Origin of the sequence: Qipengyuania sp. S6317L1, assembly GCF_023015615.1 — a bacterium.
In the GTDB taxonomy this organism is placed as follows: Bacteria; Pseudomonadota; Alphaproteobacteria; order Sphingomonadales; family Sphingomonadaceae; genus Erythrobacter.
Window position 1 is genome coordinate 229,687 of sequence record NZ_JALKAJ010000005.1, and the last position, 17,707, is coordinate 247,393.

The window sequence follows — 17,707 nt, forward strand, 5'->3', positions numbered from 1 at the left end:
AGGCGCCGTTATCGGGTGCGGATGCGCGCAATGATTTGCGGCAGGTTCTCGGGAAATATCGCCTCGGGCCAGTTGGTCAGCTCTTGCAGCGTGAACCAACGATGTTGCGTCATCACTCTTCGTTCAAGCTCGGTGTGGCGGCTTGTATCGATCGCCGGCTTATCGAGGTGCAAAAGGAAGTAACGCTCATCGGCTTGTATGGGCTCACCCTCTACGGTAACGAATTCAGGCGTGGTGCGTGCCACTTGCGGGCCCGGCTCTGCGACAATCCCCGTTTCTTCGAAAAGCTCGCGCCGTGCTGCCTCTTCAAAACTTTCATGGCCTTCGCATTCACCGCCAGCGGTCACCCAGAAGGGTGGACGGTCCGCCACGTCGAACCGGAACAGCAGCACCCGGTCAGCGCGATCGAGCACGATAATGCGCGCTGCACGCCGTACGCGCTTGGAATTGCCAAATTCGTTCATTTCGACACGGTTATGCCGCAGGTGAGCTTGCCTTGATCGCGACGGCGTGAACCCGCTCGCCAACGATATCACCCAGCGCTGCGATCACCGCTCGTTGGCGGGCGAGGCGGCTCATGTCGGCAAAAGCGGGCGCTTCGATCACGACGGTAAAATGCGATTCTCCCGATCCATCATCGCCTGAATGACCCGCATGATGCGCGCTGTCATTGATAATTTCGAGGTGGGTTGGGGCGAAAGCCTTGGTGAGGAGCTGCTCCATTTCGCTTGCCACGGTTCCGCTCATTATCTGTGTCCTTGAATTATCGTCATCGGTGTTGCGTAAATTTCACGCCTTGGAATCTGGCGTCTCAATCGCCATTCTCAAGCGCTTTATGGCAAATTCAAGATTTCATGGCCGTTTCGAAAGCGAAGACCGGGTTTGCGAGCACCCCACGTGCCGCGAGCCAGGCGAATTTCGCGCGCCCGGATACCGTCCCAATGGCTTTGACGGGCCGGGCGAATACCGGTGGTTCTGCCTTGAGCATGTACGTGAATTCAACCAGGGCTATGACTGGTTTGAGGGCATGAGCGCAGAAGAGATCCTCGCTGCGCAAAGTCCGGTGAATGGCTGGCGGCGTGAAAGCCCTGCGTTTTCTCCTCGCGCCGGTGTCGACGGAATGCCGCGATGGAACGACTTTGACGACCCGCTTCATGCGATTTCGGCGCGCGCCAACGGCATCAAGAGCCGCGCCCAGCGTGAAGCCACAATGCAAATGTCAGGGCGTTTTACCAAGGATGAGGCCGAGGCGCTTGAGGTCATGGGGCTTGGCTCTGACACGACGAAACAGCGCCTTCGCCGCCGCTATTCAGAGCTAGTGCGGCGCTACCACCCCGACCGCAATGGCGGGGATCGCACTTACGAAGCGCGGCTCACAAAAGTGGTCGATGCCTATCAAACCCTGCGCAAGGCAAGCGCGATTTCCTAAGCCAGTACGCGGTAAATCTGATCAAAGCCGCCAAGGATCATTCGCTTGCCGTCCATGACTTCGGGCCAATCCATGGCGGTCATTCGCTCGTCTTCCATCATGGCAGACGTGCCTTTGTCGCAGGTCTGCTTGTCGGGCCAGATGATCCATGAAAATACGATCTTCTCACTTGGCTGCGCCGCGACTGCCTTGCGGAAATCGGTGACTTCGCCGTCGGGCACGTTCGACTCCCAATTTTCGGTCGCTTCCAATGCGCCATAGTCGATGAACATCTGACCCATGGTGCGCGCGACTTTGAGATACTCCTGTTGGCCATCCTCTTTGACACCGAGCACAAATCCTTGAACGTACATGGCCCCTCTCCTTAATTCTGCTTGAAAGCCCAGCGCAATGTGCGGCCCACTCCCCATGTTGCAGCGCGTGCGGGCAGGGCCGCCAGAACCGGCGTTTGCAGGCCAAGCATGGAGCGGGCAAACGGCGGGAGCATGGCGACGGCTTCTGCGCCGATGACGGTTTGCACCGCGGCGGGCGTGCCCTTGGGGCGCTGGCTGAGCACCAATTGCGCAATTTCGCGTGCTTGCGCGGAGGGGCGAAGATCGCTGCGAAGTTCGCGAAATAGTGCCTCTGCCTCGCGCCGCGTGGTCGGCACTGGATCAGCCCCCAGAGCGCGCGCGATAACGGCAAACTGGCGATAGTATTCGTCTTGCTCAAAGCCAAGCATATTGGGCCGGACATGGCGCAGATATCCTGCAAGAAAGCTTTGCGCTTCGGTCACGTGGACCCATGCCAGCGTGCGAGGGTTGGTTGCCTCATAGGGTGTTCCATCTGGCAACGTCCCGCCCACCTTGGCGTGGATGCGATTAACCCGCTCAATCGCTTTTTGCGCATCATCACGATGACCAAAGCTTGTCACAGCGATAAAACGCGCCGTCCTTCGCAGCCGCCCGTGCATATCCTCGCGAAAATTGGAGTGATCGAGCACCCCTTGCAGTGCGTGCGGGTGGAGCATCTGAAGCAAGAGCGCGCGCACCCCGCCGGTCATCATGCCGACAAGATCGGCATGAACACGCCGGATCGGGGTGTCCTTTTCGAACAATGCTTCATCCGATGGCGGGACCGGTTTTTGCCCTGACGCCTGGTCGTTAAAGGTCGCGCGGACCTGATCCACGAGTTTCAGTCTCAAGTTTTCAACCGGAGAGGGCATGGCCGGGAACCTATCACAGTCGCGATGGATTGGGAGAATATCTTACATCGCGAACAGGTTGCGACAAGCAACCCTTGCCCCGACGCTCGCACACCACTAACGGTCATCACGAAATGAACACGCACTCAACAGAAGAATTCGCAGGCGCAAGCCCCTTGCCAACCGAGCCCGACACCACCGTCGATGTGCGCGAAACCTTTGGCATCGATATCGACTGGAAGGTTCCCGCCTTCAGCACGCCAAGTGAACACGTGCCCGAGGTGGACGAGTCTTACGTTTTCGATCCCGACACGACTTTGGCAATTCTTGCCGGATTTGCGCATAATCGCCGTGTGATGGTTCAAGGCTATCACGGCACGGGCAAATCGACCCACATCGAACAGGTCGCAGCACGACTCAACTGGCCCAGCATCCGCGTCAACCTCGATGCGCACATCAGCCGGATCGACCTCGTTGGCCGTGATGCCATCGTGCTTAAGGACGGTCAGCAAGTCACCGAATTTAAAGAAGGCATCCTTCCCTGGGCGCTTCAGCATCCGGTGGCTTTGACCTTTGACGAATATGATGCAGGGCGCCCTGACGTAATGTTCGTAATCCAGCGCATTCTGGAATTTGATGGCCGCCTCACGCTGCTTGATCAGAATCGCGTCATTACCCCCAATCCGCACTTCCGCCTGTTTGCTACCACCAACACGGTTGGCCTTGGTGACACCAGCGGCTTGTATCACGGGACGCAGGCGATCAACCAAGCGCAGATGGACCGCTGGAATGTGGTGGTCGCTCTGAACTATCTGTCCGCCGAAACCGAACAGCAGATCGTTGCCTCCAAGACCCCTGACACAGACAGTGCGGTAATCGCTGATATGGTCAAGGTCGCGGAGCTGACGCGCCAGGGCTTTATGAACGGCGATATCTCGACAGTGATGAGCCCGCGCACGGTCATCACCTGGGCGCAGAACGCTGATATTTTCAAATCGGTAGGCTTTGCTTTCCGCCTGTCGTTCCTCAACAAATGCGACGAGGCAGAACGCGGCTTGGTGAGCGAATATTACCAGCGTGTCTTTGGTGAAGATCTGCCCGAAGGGACCGCAAGCGGCGCGTAAGCTCTCGTGGTGCTTGCCTAGCACCGTGTTGTCCTGATAACACACCGTCTTGATGGCGCTGTTTAAACGATTCTGGAAACGCTCGCGGGATAATGACCCGATGGGTGCGGAGGGCGGATATTACGCTCTCTACGAATCGCAGCGCCCCGTGGACCCCGACGATCGAACGACAAGCTATCGTCCAGCAGGCTCGACCGATTTCTCGCGCTGGGATGCGGGGCTCTCGCAATTTGACGGGGCAAACGCGCCCGCGTCCCATGATCGCGGCTCATTCTGGAAGCGCTCGTTCTGGCTTGGTCGGCGCAAGCGCTGGTGGGCAGTCCGCATTATTGCAGCTTTTATCATGCTGTTCATCGCACTGGTCGCTTGGCTCGCGATCACCGCGCCGCTTTCCAAAAGCCTTGAGCCGATTGCCGCGCCACAGGTAACCCTGTTGGCGAGCGACGGCACACCCATTGCGCGAAGCGGCGCGATGGTGGCCGCACCTGTCGAAGTGGCCAGTTTGCCGCCCCACGTGATCGAGCCGTTTCTCGCGATCGAGGATCGGCGATTTTACTCGCACTGGGGCGTTGATCCGCGCGGGGTTGCGCGCGCGGTTTGGACGGGGCGGGGCGGTGGCTCTACGATCACGCAGCAACTGGCGAAATTCACATGGCTGACCCCTGAGCGCAGCCTCACGAGGAAGGCGCAAGAGGCGCTCATCGCGTTCTGGATCGAGACGTGGCTCACCAAGGACGAAATTCTGGAGCGTTACCTCTCCAACGCCTATTTCGGGGACAATCAATACGGCCTTCGCGCAGCCAGCTTGCATTATTTCTACCGCAAGCCGGAGAATTTGAAGCCCGAGCAAGCGGCGATGCTCGCAGGACTTTTGCAAGCGCCATCGCGCTACAATCCGACCAAGCATTACGACCGCGCGAAGGCGCGGATGGACCTTGTCGTCGGAGCTATGGTGGATGCCGGCTATATGAGCCAGGCAGAGGCGGACAGATTGCCTGCGCCTAGGCTTGACGTGCGCACGGCGAATGACCTGCCCACCGGCACCTATTTCGCTGACTGGGCGCTGCCTCTTGCGCGTGAACAGATCGAGCCGGGATATGAGCGTTTGGTTGTGGAAACCACGCTTGATGCACAGCTTCAGGCGCTCGCCAATCGCGTGGTCAGCCGCGCAAGTCTTGGTAATGCGCAAGTTGGTCTCGTCGCTATGCGACCCAAGGGTGAAGTGGTCGCGATGGTGGGTGGCAAATCCTATGCCGACAGCCCGTTTAACCGGGTGACACAGGCGAAACGTCAACCGGGCTCGACGTTCAAATTGTTCGTTTACCTTGCCGCGCTGGAGGCGGGATGGGACCCTGAAGACACTATATCAAACCAGTCGATTGCGACCGGCAGTTACCGGCCCAAAAATTCGCGTGAGCGGTATTCGGAGGCTATTACACTCGAGGACGCATTTGCTTCTTCCAGCAACGTCGCAGCGGTGCGTTTGTTCAACGAGGTGGGAAGCGATGCTGTCATCCGCACGGCGCGTTCGCTGGGCGTCACTTCCGATCTGCCGGAAGGCGATCCAAGCCTTGCGCTTGGCACCACAAGCATGAGCCTTCTCGAACTTACCGCCGCCTATGCGGGGGTTGCGGCCAATCAATATCCGGTGCGCCCTTATGCCTTTCCGCAAGAGGAGGAAAGTTGGTGGGAATGGCTCACGAGCAGTAAAGGCTCCTTTTCTGGACGAGTGCATGGCGACATGGAGCAAATGCTGCGCGCAGCGATCAATCGGGGCACAGGCGAGGCGGCAGAACTGCCCATCGCCAATTTCGGCAAGACAGGCACGACGCAGAATTACCGCGACGCATTGTTTGTGGGCTATGCGGGCGATCTGGTGGTGGGCGTATGGGTTGGCAATGACGACAACTCACCGCTGGACCGGGTTTCAGGAGGCGGCCTTCCTGCGCGCATCTGGAAAGACTTCATGCGCGGCGCTCTCGATCTACCTGCGCCTCAACCCAGAGCATCACCCGATCCGCAAGGGCCGGTCGAACCTTTCGATATCGATATCGAAGAGGGTGAGGAAATACCGCTCGGCGAAGATGGCACTACTCTGCGGATAGAAGAGGGCGGCCTTATCCTCAGCCAGGACGGCGTGCCTATGGAATTGCGCGTGACCGAGGATGGGGTGCAGGTCGAGCCGATTGACCAGAGGTAACGCGCGTTCTCAGGCCATGAGGATATTCATAATCGCGCTTGCGATCGGCTTCGCCCGATCGGTTTGCCACGCCTCGACGCTTATATTGGCGTTGCGCCGTCCCATGCGCGTGATCCGTGCCTTGGCAAAGCTCGTCAGAGGCTTTCCCGCAGACAGATATTGCACGGTGATATTAACCGGCTTCAATTTCGCTTCGCGTCCATCAGCCGCAAGCTGTGCCCTCAATGCCGCATAAGCCGCGTTTTCGAGCAGTCCGGCAATCGCGCCGCCGTGATAGTGGCCCGGACGCCCTTCGACATCGGAGCTGTAATCGACTGTGAGGATCGGAAGGCCGCCCTCGACATCGTGAATGGAAATGCCAAGCGCCTCTGCATAGGCGGGTAAGGTGTGCGCTTCAGCCATTGCCGTTCTCCTTCGCGCGGGCTTCGGCTTGCGCCTTGACCTGTTTCCCGATTGCATTGGGATCAGCGGAAAGCGTCATGAAAACCCCCGCCATGGTCGCAACGGTGTCGTCCGGATCGCCATCGTGAGCCGTGCCGCGCACAAACGCTGCTGATTTCGTTATGCGATAACATTCGACCCGGCCCCATACCGCGCTGCGCTCCTTCGCCGGGCGCTGGTAATCGACGCGAAGATCAAGTGTTGCGACCGGCACAAAGGTCCCGCGCGTGCACCAGATTGACATACCGCTCGCCATATCGAGGAGGCTGACAATCGGCCCGGAAGCAAGCACGGGGCGGTCGGGTTCACCCAGCAGTTTTTCATTCCAGGGCAGCTTCAACTCCACCCAATTCTCGCCATGATCGGCATATTCAAGGCCGAGCCAGCCCGGATGGGCTCTGGCCATGAACATCTTCGAGACCTGGGCCGGATCAAAGGTTTGAATGGGGGGCGTGGTGTCAGTCATAGATAGAGATGTCATTGCAGCGGCTCGTGGGCGATGACAACGCCTAATTGATTATGCTGCTTAGAGAACTCCGCCGGCCATACGGTCGATCGCGCCTTGCAGGATGACCGCCGCGGCATGGGCATCGATGGCCTCAGCCCGGCGCGCGCGGCTCATGTCTTGACCGATCATGGCAGCCTCGGCGGCCTGCGTCGACCAACGCTCGTCCCAAAGGAGCAGGGGGAGAGCAAAAGCCTCATCCAGATTGCGGGCATAGGCGCGCGAGCTTTGAGCGCGCGGTCCTTCGCTCGCGTCCATATTGCGCGGCAAGCCCAAGACAATGCCTTTGACTTGGCGATCCTCAATCAGCTTCGCCAGCTTGGCCTTGTCCTTGCCCCATTTGCTGCGTGAAATGACGGTGCCATTGGTAGCAAAGCGCCATCCTGCATCGCATGTCGCGGTGCCGATGGTCTTGGTCCCAAGGTCCAGCCCAAGAAGAACGCCGCCATCGGGCAGGCTCTCTGAAAAATCAGGGGCTGATTCGGTGATCAATCCATGCCCTTTCAATCGGTCGGAGAGGTGTCGTCAGCAAAGGCCGCCACACGGCGCGCCACATCCGCCTTGGTGTTCGCCCAGAACAGCGGGATATCGTACACGTGGTAGTTGTTCCCCGGCAGCACATAGGAGCCCATTTCAGGCGGATCACCGATCATGAGAAAGCCATTGTCCGCACAGCGCGCCGGTACCGCATCGGGCACAAGAACGCCGTTCGACATGTCATCTTCGGGGACCAGCGTGCCGAGATTTGCGTCCTTGTCCTCGATCCCGCCAAATGTGCCTGTGAGCGGGTTGGTGCAAAGGATCTGGCTTTTGCCGCGAAGCTCTCCATCAAAGCCGGTCGAGGCCGAATAGCTTTCCATCACAGCGGAAGGATCGGCAGGCTCGGCATAGCTCGACCATGACAGGATGCATCCGGTTTGCGATGCGGTGGCGCAGGCAGGCACACCAAGCGCCGGCAGATCATGTTCGACCGAAATGGGCCAGCCAATGGCGTAGGAGGCCACCACGCGGCTTGCATAGTCGCTATCTTTTACCTCTTCACGCAAAAGGCGCATAAGATGAAGCGATCCTTGCGAGTGTCCGACGAGGACAATCGGCGTGTCGTCTGCCACCGAATCGAGGAAGAAGCGAAAGGCCTCAAGAACATCGGCGTAGGCTGCGTCGAGCGCCATTTCTGCCTCAGGCTCTGTCGTTAGAAATGCGCCCAGAGTCGCTTGGCGATAGCGCGGCGCCCAGATTTCTTCGGCCGCGTTGAAGGGGCTCGCCATGCCGCGGATATAAATGCGCGCGATGCGTTCGGCTTCTTCATCGCCGATGGGGGCGTTCCAATTGTCGGTCCCGCGATAGCTGGTCGGGTGGATGAAGAAGACCGCGAATGCCGGAACGTCGCCCGTGACGCCAAGAGCCTCGCTTCGCGGGTCCACGGGCCGGGATGTGGTGGTTTCTTCGCCGCCCTCATCAGCCGAAGCCTCGGCTAAGGCCGGTTGCCAACGCGCAGGATCATTCACCCCGATGCCGGGACGCGAATACCACATAGCTGGGTCCTGATAGGCGTTTTCCTGAAGCGGCTCCTGTTCGACGAATTCGACGTCCGGCACAAACACAAAAGCGGTGAGCTCCTGCGACCAAACGCGCAGGACAATCAGAGCCGCAAAGACCAGAACGATTACAATCGCGATGAAATAGAGGAACTTGCGCGCCATTGGGGGCCCTTTATGCTCGCTTATTCAGCTGTGTTTTCTTCAGCCACGGCAGGGCGTAGGGTTGTCCATGCCCGGTCGCCGCGCATGGCGGAGAACCATGAAAGCGGGTTCCATGTAGCAGAGCCATCGAGGCTGAAGGTGATGAACTCTGCGCGCCCGCCAATGTTTTCAAGCGGGATTCCGTCGCCAAGACCGCGTGCCTCTGCCGGAGCTCTGCTGTCCGCGCTTTCATCGCGGTTGTCGCCCATGACAAAAACCTCGTCCTGCTCGACCATATAGGGTCCGTAGTTATCGAGACCCTGACTGCGATGGTCGATGACGAGGTAACTTGCCCCGTTAGGCAACGTTTCGCGGTAGGTGGGCGGCTCAAACCAGATCGATCCGTCGGGCTCGCGAATGCGATATGCGTTGTAGGAATCGAGGCAGGGAGAGCCATTGCACAAGAGCTCAGGCTCAAATGGAATGCGCACCGGAGGGACCACCTCGCGCTTTACAGGCTCGCCATTCAGGATGATGCGGCCCTCGCGCACCTCGATCGTGTCACCGGGCAGCGCCACGACGCGCTTTATGTAATCCTCATCGCGGGTGGGGTGCACGGGGATGACGATGTCGCCATATTCAGGCGTTGATCCCAGAATGCGCCAGTCGCCGCGCGGAAGGACGTGAAAGCTCGCCGAGGCCCATGACCAGCCGTAAGGATATTTGCTCACAACCAGCCGGTCGCCCACATACAAGGTCGGCATCATCGAGGTCGATGGGATATAGAAGGGCTTTGCCACGAAGCTGTGAAATGCCAGCACGGCGAGCAGCATCAGGGTAAGGCCGCGCAATTCAGCCCACCAGTTGATGGCCTCTTTATCCGAATCTTCTGCAGGGATGTTGGTTTGGCTCACTGTCGTCATCGTCTCAAAATGGTGGTTTTCTGGAATATAGCTGGGTCAAACGAGTTCGACCGGACCCGAGGGAAAATCAGGTACCGTGGGCGCTATAGGGAATGCTTCGATAATAACAAAGGCCTGAGCCCATGGATGATCGTCCGTAAGTGTCAGATGAATGTTAGCCTCATGCCCTGGCGGGATCATTTCATTGAGGCGTTCAGCTGCGCCGCCGGTTAGCGCAAGCGTCGGCGCACCTGACGGTTTGTTCACAACGCCGATATCTTTCATGAACACGCCGCGCTTGAACCCGGTGCCCACCGCCTTGCTGAAAGCTTCTTTCGCAGCGAAGCGTTTGGCGTAGGTGCCTGCGATGGTGAAGGGGCGGCGGCGCGCTTTTTTGCGCTCGATTTCTGTGAACACGCGATTTTCGAAGCGTTCGCCAAAACGGTCAATCGAGTTCTGGATGCGCTCGATGTTGCACAAGTCTGAGCCGAGGCCGATGATCATTGGAATGCCCTGAAGATAACAGCTGCCAATAGGATGATGGCGACCCCATGCAGTATGACCTGTGACTTGAACAGGGGGTGTGCAAAATCGCCTCGTCCCATGCGGATGGCGCCAACAAAGCCAAAAACCTGCAGCGCAATCCATCCGATCGCGAACGGACGCATTACGCCCGTGTTCAGGGAAAAGCCAAGGAAGCCGACTGCAGCAAGGAACAGCACGGCTGCAGCAAGGGCCCAGCGTTTCTGTTCAGGCGCGAGGGGAGGCAGATCCTGCGGCTTATTCATCTTACCCGCGCGCCTCATCCATGAGATCGCGCATCCGCCGGATCGCTGGCTCTAATCCTGCGAAGATCGCTTCTCCGATCAGATAATGCCCGATGTTGAGTTCAGCGATCTGGGGAATCGCAGCGATGGGCTGCACGTTGTCATACGTCAGGCCGTGGCCTGCGTGCGGCTCGATTCCGTTCTTGGCTGCCAGCGCGCTCATATCGGTGATGCGGCGAAGCTCTGCGGCAGTGCGTTCGCTATCGCCGTCGAGAATCGCATGGGCATATTCCCCTGTGTGAAATTCCACCACCGGTGCACCGAGGCGAATGGCTGCGTCCAATTGAGTTTCACTCGCCTCGATAAAAAGCGAAACGCGGATGCCCGCATCGCGCAAGCGATCGACGATCGGCACCAAAGAGTTGTGAAGGCCTGCTGCATCGAGCCCACCTTCAGTGGTGCGCTCTTCCCGTTTTTCGGGGACGATACACGCGGCATGCGGTTTATGGCGCAACGCAATCTCCAGCATTTCCTGCGTCGCGGCCATTTCAAGGTTCAAGGGCAGGTCGGTTGCATCCTGAATGCGTTGCAAATCTTCATCGCGGATATGCCGGCGGTCTTCGCGAAGGTGCGCAGTGATTCCATCGCCGCCCACCGCCGCGACGATTTGCGCGGCACGCACAGGGTCAGGATGATCGCCACCGCGCGCATTTCGGATGGTGGCGACGTGGTCGATGTTCACGCCCAATCGAAGTTTGCGGGGTGTCATCCGATTCTTATTCCTTGCGGCTTCCGGGTTTGGTCACAGCTACGGCAGCGAGTTCAGGCGGGATGCTGTCCTCATCGTAGGTCGGAAAATCAAAAGCGGCGAGAGGATAGAAGGGCACGCCCAAATCGACGGTTCCCATAGACCGGTCGATGAGTGAACACTCCGCGATCACCTCGCCGCCTTCCTTGGCGACCGCAGCAATCGCCTCGCGGCTGGAAAGTCCGGTTGTGACGACGTCTTCGACCATTAACACCTTTGCGCCCACCTCGAGTGCGAATCCCCGTCGCAGGTGAAAGACACCATCAGGCCGCTCCAGGAACATCGCATCTTTATCGAGAACCCGTGCGACTTCCTGGCCGATAATGATGCCGCCCATGGCTGGCGAAACCACCACATCCACTTGGTTGAGGATTTCCTCAGGAATGTTCCGGACTACCCCTTGTGCCAACCGGCCCGCACGCGCGGGGTTCATCAATACGCGCGCGCATTGAAGATAGTGGCCCGAGTGCTTTCCTGAGGAAAGCTTGAAATGCCCCTCGAGCAGTGCGCCGCTCTCGCGGAATTCGGCGAGGACTTCATCAACATTTGTAGGGATGGTGTGGGCGGGCATAATAGGTACAATTCCGCTGTCTTGAGAGGTGAAGATCTGAATTTCCAGCCACCAATTGCGCAGGCATCATGGAGACTTGCATAATTTTCTCCCTAGAAGCGCTTGAGGCATGGGGCAAGCGCCGCTAAGGGGGCTCAGATTGTGGCAGGTGTGCTGCGATGAACGAGTGGGGCGCTCAACCTTTTGCAGGTTCAGCTCGTATCTCGTGATGGGATTAAACTTTGAAAATGATTAGGCTCTAAAGCTATGCGTCACGCATTTAAACGCTTTCACCTCGGGATTTTCGCTGCGATCGCGGCTCTTTTTGCATTTGCAGCGCCACAGGCTGTCGCCGCGCAAGGCTTGGATCGGACCGAAGTGTTGAACGAAGCCGCCGAGGAAATCGAGGCGCTTACTCCTGGTGCACCAACCGATGGCACCAATGTGGAAGCCGGTGCTGGCGAGGCGGCTGGCGGTTATGTTCCGATGGCCCCGACACCGGGCAAGGGTATGCCAACCTCTTACGAGACCGATCCACTGGCGAGCATGACCTTCCAGGATCAATACAGCCAAGACGGCCAGTACGCACTTTGGATGCACGATACGATCCTGCTACCAGTGATCGTCGCGATCAGCGTTTTTGTGCTGCTTCTTCTGCTTTATGTGATGGTCAAGTTTAACCGTCGCTCCAATCCCAATCCGTCGCGCACCACGCACAACACCGCAATCGAAGTGATCTGGACGGTTGTGCCGGTCATCATTCTCGTGGTGATCGCTGTTCCGTCAATCACGCTTCTCGCGCGCCAGTATGAAGAGCCGCCAGAAGAGGCGATCACGGTCAAGGCCGTCGGCTATCAGTGGTATTGGGGTTATGAATATCCCGACCACGATGTTGAAATCATCTCCAACATGCTCAGCCAGGAAGAGGCTGTTGCCTCCGGCGAAGGTGAACAGTTCCAGATGGCTGTTGATAACCGCATGGTCGTGCCAGCGGGTGTTCCTATCCGCCTGCAAACTACTGCAGCTGACGTGATCCACGCTTTTGCTATTCCCTCACTCTGGTTCAAGCAGGATGCTGTGCCGGGCCGTTTGAACGAGCGTATGCTGACGATTGACGAGCCTGGCGTGTATTACGGTCAGTGTTCGGAACTGTGCGGCGCACTCCATGGCTTTATGCCGATCACCGTCGAAGCGCTTCCGATGGAAGAGTTTGAGGCATGGGTCGTCGAGCAGGGCGGCACGATCCCGGGCGCTGAAGTAGCGGCTGATGCCGAGGCAACCGAAGGCGAGGCGGCTGCGTAACTCGTAGGCGACCGATACAAAGATAAGATTACACTCGAGAGAGCTAAAGATTATGGCAACCACCGCAGACAATTTCGCTCCGGCAGCAGAAGCGACGCATGATGATCACCACGATCACAAGCCCAGCTTCTTTGCCCGTTGGTTCATGTCCACCAACCACAAGGATATCGGTTCGCTTTACCTGATGTTCGCTATCGTAGCGGGTATCATCGGCGGCGCGATGTCGGGTGTTATGCGTTTGGAGCTTGCTGAGCCAGGCATCCAATACCTTTGGTGGTTTGCAGGATCCGACCCTGCTGACATCGCTGCGGCGGGTCACATGTGGAACGTGTTTATCACGGGTCACGGCCTTATCATGGTCTTTTTCATGGTGATGCCAGCCATGATCGGTGGCTTTGGTAACTGGTTCGTGCCGCTCATGATCGGTGCGCCGGACATGGCGTTCCCGCGGATGAACAACATCTCGTTCTGGTTGACGGTTGTTGGTTTCCTTTCGCTCCTGTTCTCGCTGTTCGTGCCGGGCAACTCGATCGGTAACGGCGCAGGCGTTGGTTGGACGGTCTATGCGCCGCTTTCGACCACGGGTGCACCCGGTCCGGCGGTCGATTTCGCGATCTTCTCGCTCCACTTGGCGGGTGCCGGTTCGATCCTTGGTGCAACCAACTTCATCACCACCATCTTCAACATGCGTGCGCCGGGCATGACCCTGCACAAAATGCCGCTTTTTGTATGGTCGGTGCTCGTGACCGCATTCCTGCTTCTGCTTGCGCTTCCCGTGCTTGCAGCAGCTATCACCATGCTTCTGACCGACCGTAATTTCGGGACGACCTTCTTCGACCCGGCGGGCGGCGGCGACCCTGTTCTCTACCAGCACTTGTTCTGGTTCTTTGGTCACCCAGAAGTTTACATCATGATCCTGCCAGGCTTCGGCATGATCAGCCAGATCATCGCAACCTTCAGCCGCAAGCCTGTCTTTGGCTACCTCGGCATGGCTTACGCCATGGTCGCGATCGGCGTCGTCGGCTTCATCGTGTGGGCGCACCACATGTACACTGTCGGCCTCGACGTGAACACGAAGATGTACTTCACTGCGGCGACCATGGTCATTGCAGTGCCCACGGGCGTGAAAATCTTCAGCTGGATTGCGACCATGTGGGGCGGCTCGATGGAGTTCAAGTCACCCATGGTTTGGGCGCTTGGCTTCATCTTCCTCTTCACCGTGGGTGGTGTGACGGGTGTAGTGCTTGCCAATGGTGGTATCGACGACAACCTTCATGACACCTACTACGTTGTGGCTCACTTCCACTACGTTCTGTCGATGGGCGCTGTGTTCTCCATGTTCGCCGGGTTCTACTACTGGTTCCCGAAGATGAGCGGCCGCATGCACTCAGAACTTCTGTCGCACTTGCACTTCTGGGTGTTCTTCGTGGGCGTGAACGTAATCTTCTTCCCACAGCACTTCCTTGGCATGAACGGTATGCCGCGCCGCTATCCTGACTATCCGGAAGCCTTCGCTTTCTGGAACCAGGTGAGCTCGTTCGGTTACGTGATCATGGCAGCTTCGATGCTGATCTTCTTCGCGAACCTCGCCTATGCGTTCCTCGCGGGTAAGAAAGCTGCGAACAACCCATGGGGCGAAGGCGCTACCACGCTCGAGTGGACGCTGACCTCGCCTCCGCCGTATCACCAGTTCGAAACCCTGCCAGTGATCGAGGATCATCACGATTACCACGATCACCGTCCGGTGACTGCTTAAACGGTGGCCTCGAGCAATCGAGGCACCCATCCAAAGATAAGGGGAGGGCGCGCCGTGCAGGAGTGCCCTCTTCGCTTAAAAGGAAATGGCCGACAGGCTGACGCAATATGACCGCTTCGACCACAACATTGATGCCGACTGAGTGGCGCGATTTCTTCGCGCTGACGAAGCCGCGCGTGATGACACTGGTGGTGTTCACGGCGATCTGCGGTCTTCTGGCCGCTCCTGGCTCCATCCACCCGGTTCTGGGTTTTACCGCCGTACTCGCCATTGCAATGGGTGCTGGCGGGTCGGCTGTGCTCAACCAGTGGTGGGAGGCCGATCTGGACGCCGGGATGAAGCGCACCAAGGATCGCCCGCTTCCCGGTGGACGGATGCGCCGCGACGATGCGCGCGATTTCGGCATGTTTCTGTCAGGTACTTCGCTGGTCCTGATGGGCGTTGCGATTGGGTGGCTCGCTGCTGCGCTTTTGCTCGCCGCGATCATTTACTACGCCGTCATCTACACGATGTGGCTCAAGCCTCGTACACCTCAAAATATCGTGATTGGCGGCGGTGCTGGCGCGTTTCCTCCGTTGATCGGTTGGGTTGCTGTCACGGGCGAGCTCACCGCGATGCCGATCCTTCTGTTTGCGATAATTTTCATGTGGACCCCGCCACACTTTTGGGCGCTCGCACTTTTTGTGAAGACCGATTACGCCAATGTCGGGATCCCCATGATGCCGGTGGTGCGCGGTGAGAGACACACCCGTCACCAGATCCTTGCCTACACCGTTCTGCTCGCACCAATCGCGATTGCGCCGTGGCTGATTGGCGGAACAAGCTGGGTTTATGGTTCGGTTGCTGTCGTACTGTCGCTGATGTTTTTCGCGCTTGCTTGGCCTGTGGGTCTTCGCACCCGTGCCGAGACTGATCCGATGAAGCAGGAAATCCTCCTGTTCAAGTTCAGCATTGCGTATTTGTTTGTCCTGTTTGCAGCGCTTGTCGCTGACCGGGTGCTTTTTGCACATGGTGTTATCGGGGGAGGTTATTTCGCATGACACCCGACGAAAAGGATGAATTTAAGCGCCGCCAGAACGCCCGCAATTGGGTGGTCGGTGGAACGCTGCTGTTCTTCGCGGTTCTGTTTTACGCGATCACTGTCGCGCGGATCGGGGGCTGAACCAATGGTCGCGGCAACCTTCTCCAGCGACACTGATCGCAAAAACGCCAAAACCGGCGCGCTCGCCATCATCGGTGCGCTTGCGATGCTCGGCATGGGTTATGCCGCGGTTCCGCTATACGATCTGTTCTGCCGGGTCACCGGGTTTGGCGGCACCACGCAGGTTGCCACCGAAGCTCAAGCCAATGCTGCCGCCTCGTTCGCGGCAACGCGCGACATCTCGATCCGTTTCGACGCTTCGCTTTCGCGCGACATGCCTTGGGAGTTTGCGCCTACACAAAGCACCGACACAGTGCGCATCGGGCAGCGGGATATCGCAACCTACATTGCCAAAAACGAGAGCAGCGAGCCGATCACCGGCACCGCGACTTTCAATGTCGAGCCATGGCAGGCAGGCGTCTATTTCCACAAGATCCAGTGTTTCTGCTTCACCGAACAAACACTTCAGCCGGGCGAAGAAGTGACGATGCCCGTGCTGTATTACATTGACCCGGCAATTCTTGAAGACGATACGATTGCCGATGTTGAGCAAATCACACTGAGTTACACTTTTCACCGCGCGAAGGAGCCTGTAGCTTCAGCTCTCGAACGCTCAAATTCATCATCTGACCAAGCATCCTAGGGACGGGAAACACGACCATGGCTGGCAATGTAAACCACGACTATCACATTCTGGAGCCCGATATCTGGCCGATCGTCGGCTCATTTTCGGCGCTTACTTTCACCAGCGGCATGGTGCTGAGCTTTTACCCTGACCTGTTCGGCACGGCGTCGAGCATTGTTATGTGGGCAGGTCTCGCGGGCCTTTTGGCAACCTTCTTCTTCTGGTTCCGCAATGTCACCATCGAAGCGCAACAAGGCGATCACACCCCTGTGGTTCAGTTGCACATGCGTTATGGCATGATCCTTTTCATCGCATCGGAGGTGATGTTCTTCGTTGGATGGTTCTGGAGCTTTTTCGACTTTGCATTGTTCCCCGCGCCGCTCACCTATGATGCGGCGGCGGACGCAACAACCAACCTCTTCCTTGGCGACAACACGATCACCAAGGGCGAATTTATTCCAACCGGCATGGAAGTTCTCGACCCGTTCAGCCTTCCGCTTTTGAACACGCTCATCCTGCTTTGCTCTGGCACCACTGTTACTTGGGCGCACCACGCGCTGATCCACGGCGACCGTGAGGGCCTTAAGCAAGGTCTTTGGGCTACCATTGGTCTTGGCGTACTTTTCAGCGGTATCCAGGCTTACGAATATGGTCTTGCGCCTTTCGGATTTGGCGGAAACACTTATTCGAGCGCCTTCTACATGGCGACCGGCTTTCACGGTTTCCACGTTCTGATCGGCACGATTTTCCTCGCCGTATGTCTTTACCGCGCGTACCTCGGCCACTTTACACAGCGCCAGCACTTCGGTTTCGAAGCGGCAGCCTGGTATTGGCACTTCGTCGACGTCGTGTGGCTGTTCCTCTTCGTCGCCATTTACGTCTGGGGCGGCTGGGGCGCTGTTTACCACTGATGCGTTCGGACGAGAGTCCAGACACAACCAAGGGGCAGTCCGGTATCTTCCGGGCTGCCCTTTTGGGTTTATGCCCTCAGTGCAGCGAGCCGACCCTGTTCGAGGCGCCCGCGCGCGTGGCGCTGGAGTGCCCTAACTGCGGGCTCGACTTTACCAAGTACGAGCGTGGGGGCCGGGTCAGCGGGCTTTTCACCGTGATGATCGCAATTATTTTGATCGTGCTAGCGGTTTTGATTGAAAGCGCCTTTCGTCCCCCATTGTGGTTACAGGCAGCCTTTTGGGCACCGGTCACGGTGGGCACAGTAATCTACGGCTTGCGTCTGTTTAAGACCGTGCTGCTTTATGCTGCTTTTGAAAATGCCGGGGAACGCAGCGAATGAT

23 protein-coding genes are annotated in these 17,707 nt (G+C 58.1%); 10 read left to right on the forward strand and 13 right to left on the reverse strand.

Annotated features, from left to right (window positions below):
• Window positions 1-8: 8 nt before the first annotated feature.
• Together MWU38_RS12700 and MWU38_RS12705 are read right to left on the reverse strand one after the other, a co-directional pair.
• Window positions 9-464, reverse strand: coding sequence for an NUDIX domain-containing protein (locus MWU38_RS12700; protein WP_247272179.1), 456 nt, complete (start codon window positions 462-464; stop codon window positions 9-11).
• A gap of 10 nt (window positions 465-474) precedes the next feature.
• The gene (locus MWU38_RS12705; RefSeq protein WP_247272180.1) at window positions 475-747 is read right to left on the reverse strand and encodes a BolA family protein; all 273 of its coding nucleotides are present in this window, start codon (window positions 745-747) and stop codon (window positions 475-477) included.
• An 88-nt stretch (window positions 748-835) separates the two neighbouring features.
• On the opposite strand from MWU38_RS12705, the gene MWU38_RS12710 reads away from it, so the two are divergent.
• Window positions 836-1,429 carry a J domain-containing protein gene (locus MWU38_RS12710; protein ID WP_247272181.1) on the forward strand — a complete coding sequence of 198 codons (594 nt, stop codon included), beginning with the start codon at window positions 836-838 and terminating at the stop codon, window positions 1,427-1,429.
• Here the strand turns inward: MWU38_RS12710 and MWU38_RS12715 are convergent.
• Window positions 1,426-1,782, reverse strand: coding sequence for a DUF1428 domain-containing protein (locus MWU38_RS12715; protein WP_247272182.1), 357 nt, complete (start codon window positions 1,780-1,782; stop codon window positions 1,426-1,428). The two genes, MWU38_RS12710 and MWU38_RS12715, sit on opposite strands and share 4 nt — an antisense overlap.
• 11 nt (window positions 1,783-1,793) lie before the next feature.
• Window positions 1,794-2,633, reverse strand: a complete 840-nt coding sequence (locus MWU38_RS12720) for an oxygenase MpaB family protein (protein WP_247272183.1) — start codon at window positions 2,631-2,633, stop codon at window positions 1,794-1,796.
• A 113-nt stretch (window positions 2,634-2,746) separates the two neighbouring features.
• Here MWU38_RS12720 and cobS point away from each other — a divergent pair, with 113 nt between their 5' ends.
• Both cobS and MWU38_RS12730 read left to right on the forward strand, forming a co-directional pair.
• Complete coding sequence (gene cobS, locus MWU38_RS12725) at window positions 2,747-3,736, forward strand: cobaltochelatase subunit CobS (protein ID WP_247272184.1); 990 nt, start codon at window positions 2,747-2,749, stop codon at window positions 3,734-3,736.
• 52 nt (window positions 3,737-3,788) lie between these two features.
• Complete coding sequence (locus MWU38_RS12730; protein WP_247272185.1) at window positions 3,789-5,936, forward strand: transglycosylase domain-containing protein; 2,148 nt, start codon at window positions 3,789-3,791, stop codon at window positions 5,934-5,936.
• Between the two features lie 9 nt (window positions 5,937-5,945).
• On the opposite strand, the gene MWU38_RS12735 is transcribed toward MWU38_RS12730, so the two are convergent.
• The 9 genes from MWU38_RS12735 to pyrE all read right to left on the reverse strand — a co-directional run bounded on the left by MWU38_RS12735 (window position 5,946) and on the right by pyrE (window position 11,612).
• Window positions 5,946-6,338: a PaaI family thioesterase gene (locus MWU38_RS12735; RefSeq protein WP_247272186.1), complete on the reverse strand. Its 393-nt coding sequence runs from the start codon at window positions 6,336-6,338 to the stop codon at window positions 5,946-5,948.
• Window positions 6,331-6,789 carry a PaaI family thioesterase gene (locus tag MWU38_RS12740; RefSeq protein WP_247272590.1) on the reverse strand — a complete coding sequence of 153 codons (459 nt, stop codon included), beginning with the start codon at window positions 6,787-6,789 and terminating at the stop codon, window positions 6,331-6,333. The genes MWU38_RS12735 and MWU38_RS12740 overlap by 8 nt, the downstream gene beginning before the upstream one ends.
• Before the next feature lie 114 nt (window positions 6,790-6,903).
• Entirely contained in the window at window positions 6,904-7,374 is a 471-nt protein-coding gene (gene ruvX / locus MWU38_RS12745; protein WP_247272187.1) for a Holliday junction resolvase RuvX, read from the reverse strand.
• An 11-nt stretch (window positions 7,375-7,385) separates the two neighbouring features.
• Window positions 7,386-8,585, reverse strand: a complete 1,200-nt coding sequence (locus tag MWU38_RS12750; protein WP_247272188.1) for a DUF3089 domain-containing protein — start codon at window positions 8,583-8,585, stop codon at window positions 7,386-7,388.
• Window positions 8,586-8,605: 20 nt separating this feature from the next.
• Entirely contained in the window at window positions 8,606-9,487 is an 882-nt protein-coding gene (gene lepB, locus MWU38_RS12755) for a signal peptidase I (RefSeq protein WP_247272189.1), read from the reverse strand.
• Between the two features lie 36 nt (window positions 9,488-9,523).
• Window positions 9,524-9,970 carry a holo-ACP synthase gene (gene acpS / locus MWU38_RS12760; protein WP_247272190.1) on the reverse strand — a complete coding sequence of 149 codons (447 nt, stop codon included), beginning with the start codon at window positions 9,968-9,970 and terminating at the stop codon, window positions 9,524-9,526.
• Complete coding sequence (locus tag MWU38_RS12765) at window positions 9,967-10,254, reverse strand: pyridoxal phosphate biosynthetic protein (RefSeq protein ID WP_247272191.1); 288 nt, start codon at window positions 10,252-10,254, stop codon at window positions 9,967-9,969. Before MWU38_RS12765 ends, acpS begins: the two co-directional genes overlap by 4 nt.
• Before the next feature lies 1 nt (window position 10,255).
• A complete protein-coding gene (locus MWU38_RS12770; protein ID WP_247272192.1) occupies window positions 10,256-11,002 on the reverse strand; it encodes a pyridoxine 5'-phosphate synthase in 747 nt (248 codons plus the stop codon).
• A gap of 7 nt (window positions 11,003-11,009) precedes the next feature.
• Window positions 11,010-11,612: an orotate phosphoribosyltransferase gene (pyrE, locus tag MWU38_RS12775; RefSeq protein ID WP_247272193.1), complete on the reverse strand. Its 603-nt coding sequence runs from the start codon at window positions 11,610-11,612 to the stop codon at window positions 11,010-11,012.
• A 246-nt stretch (window positions 11,613-11,858) separates the two neighbouring features.
• Between pyrE and coxB the strand changes: the two genes are divergently transcribed.
• The 7 genes from coxB (at window position 11,859) to MWU38_RS12805 (ending at window position 17,706) form a co-directional block, all read left to right on the forward strand.
• Complete coding sequence (gene coxB, locus MWU38_RS12780; protein WP_247272194.1) at window positions 11,859-12,893, forward strand: cytochrome c oxidase subunit II; 1,035 nt, start codon at window positions 11,859-11,861, stop codon at window positions 12,891-12,893.
• A gap of 52 nt (window positions 12,894-12,945) precedes the next feature.
• Window positions 12,946-14,649: a cytochrome c oxidase subunit I gene (gene ctaD, locus MWU38_RS12785; protein ID WP_247272195.1), complete on the forward strand. Its 1,704-nt coding sequence runs from the start codon at window positions 12,946-12,948 to the stop codon at window positions 14,647-14,649.
• A 107-nt stretch (window positions 14,650-14,756) separates the two neighbouring features.
• Window positions 14,757-15,689, forward strand: a complete 933-nt coding sequence (locus MWU38_RS12790) for a heme o synthase (protein ID WP_247272196.1) — start codon at window positions 14,757-14,759, stop codon at window positions 15,687-15,689.
• Window positions 15,686-15,811 (forward strand): hypothetical protein, encoded by a 126-nt coding sequence (locus MWU38_RS14955; protein WP_281494675.1) that lies wholly within the window; start codon window positions 15,686-15,688, stop codon window positions 15,809-15,811. The genes MWU38_RS12790 and MWU38_RS14955 overlap by 4 nt, the downstream gene beginning before the upstream one ends.
• A gap of 4 nt (window positions 15,812-15,815) precedes the next feature.
• Window positions 15,816-16,433 (forward strand): cytochrome c oxidase assembly protein, encoded by a 618-nt coding sequence (locus MWU38_RS12795; protein WP_247272197.1) that lies wholly within the window; start codon window positions 15,816-15,818, stop codon window positions 16,431-16,433.
• A gap of 17 nt (window positions 16,434-16,450) precedes the next feature.
• The gene (locus MWU38_RS12800) at window positions 16,451-17,326 is read left to right on the forward strand and encodes a cytochrome c oxidase subunit 3 (protein ID WP_247272198.1); all 876 of its coding nucleotides are present in this window, start codon (window positions 16,451-16,453) and stop codon (window positions 17,324-17,326) included.
• A complete protein-coding gene (locus MWU38_RS12805) occupies window positions 17,326-17,706 on the forward strand; it encodes a DUF983 domain-containing protein (protein ID WP_247272199.1) in 381 nt (126 codons plus the stop codon). Before MWU38_RS12800 ends, MWU38_RS12805 begins: the two co-directional genes overlap by 1 nt.
• Window position 17,707: the final 1 nt, after the last annotated feature.

Excerpts from the sequence above, each read along its gene's own strand:
- MWU38_RS14955 (WP_281494675.1), top strand. The coding sequence starts at position 15,686 with ATGACACCCGACGAAAAGGATGAATTTAAGCGCCGCCAGAACGCCCGC.
- cobS (WP_247272184.1), top strand. The coding sequence starts at position 2,747 with ATGAACACGCACTCAACAGAAGAATTCGCAGGCGCAAGCCCCTTGCCA.
- MWU38_RS12740 (WP_247272590.1), bottom strand. The coding sequence starts at position 6,789 with ATGTTCATGGCCAGAGCCCATCCGGGCTGGCTCGGCCTTGAATATGCC.
- coxB (WP_247272194.1), top strand. The coding sequence starts at position 11,859 with ATGCGTCACGCATTTAAACGCTTTCACCTCGGGATTTTCGCTGCGATC.
- MWU38_RS12800 (WP_247272198.1), top strand. The coding sequence starts at position 16,451 with ATGGCTGGCAATGTAAACCACGACTATCACATTCTGGAGCCCGATATC.
- MWU38_RS12730 (WP_247272185.1), top strand. The coding sequence starts at position 3,789 with ATGGCGCTGTTTAAACGATTCTGGAAACGCTCGCGGGATAATGACCCG.
- MWU38_RS12700 (WP_247272179.1), bottom strand. The coding sequence starts at position 464 with ATGAACGAATTTGGCAATTCCAAGCGCGTACGGCGTGCAGCGCGCATT.
- MWU38_RS12805 (WP_247272199.1), top strand. The coding sequence starts at position 17,326 with ATGCGTTCGGACGAGAGTCCAGACACAACCAAGGGGCAGTCCGGTATC.
- MWU38_RS12750 (WP_247272188.1), bottom strand. The coding sequence starts at position 8,585 with ATGGCGCGCAAGTTCCTCTATTTCATCGCGATTGTAATCGTTCTGGTC.
- MWU38_RS12795 (WP_247272197.1), top strand. The coding sequence starts at position 15,816 with ATGGTCGCGGCAACCTTCTCCAGCGACACTGATCGCAAAAACGCCAAA.
- acpS (WP_247272190.1), bottom strand. The coding sequence starts at position 9,970 with ATGATCATCGGCCTCGGCTCAGACTTGTGCAACATCGAGCGCATCCAG.
- MWU38_RS12720 (WP_247272183.1), bottom strand. The coding sequence starts at position 2,633 with ATGCCCTCTCCGGTTGAAAACTTGAGACTGAAACTCGTGGATCAGGTC.
- ctaD (WP_247272195.1), top strand. The coding sequence starts at position 12,946 with ATGGCAACCACCGCAGACAATTTCGCTCCGGCAGCAGAAGCGACGCAT.
- MWU38_RS12735 (WP_247272186.1), bottom strand. The coding sequence starts at position 6,338 with ATGGCTGAAGCGCACACCTTACCCGCCTATGCAGAGGCGCTTGGCATT.
- MWU38_RS12770 (WP_247272192.1), bottom strand. The coding sequence starts at position 11,002 with ATGACACCCCGCAAACTTCGATTGGGCGTGAACATCGACCACGTCGCC.
- MWU38_RS12705 (WP_247272180.1), bottom strand. The coding sequence starts at position 747 with ATGAGCGGAACCGTGGCAAGCGAAATGGAGCAGCTCCTCACCAAGGCT.
- lepB (WP_247272189.1), bottom strand. The coding sequence starts at position 9,487 with ATGACGACAGTGAGCCAAACCAACATCCCTGCAGAAGATTCGGATAAA.
- MWU38_RS12715 (WP_247272182.1), bottom strand. The coding sequence starts at position 1,782 with ATGTACGTTCAAGGATTTGTGCTCGGTGTCAAAGAGGATGGCCAACAG.
- MWU38_RS12765 (WP_247272191.1), bottom strand. The coding sequence starts at position 10,254 with ATGAATAAGCCGCAGGATCTGCCTCCCCTCGCGCCTGAACAGAAACGC.
- pyrE (WP_247272193.1), bottom strand. The coding sequence starts at position 11,612 with ATGCCCGCCCACACCATCCCTACAAATGTTGATGAAGTCCTCGCCGAA.
- MWU38_RS12790 (WP_247272196.1), top strand. The coding sequence starts at position 14,757 with ATGACCGCTTCGACCACAACATTGATGCCGACTGAGTGGCGCGATTTC.
- MWU38_RS12710 (WP_247272181.1), top strand. The coding sequence starts at position 836 with ATGGCAAATTCAAGATTTCATGGCCGTTTCGAAAGCGAAGACCGGGTT.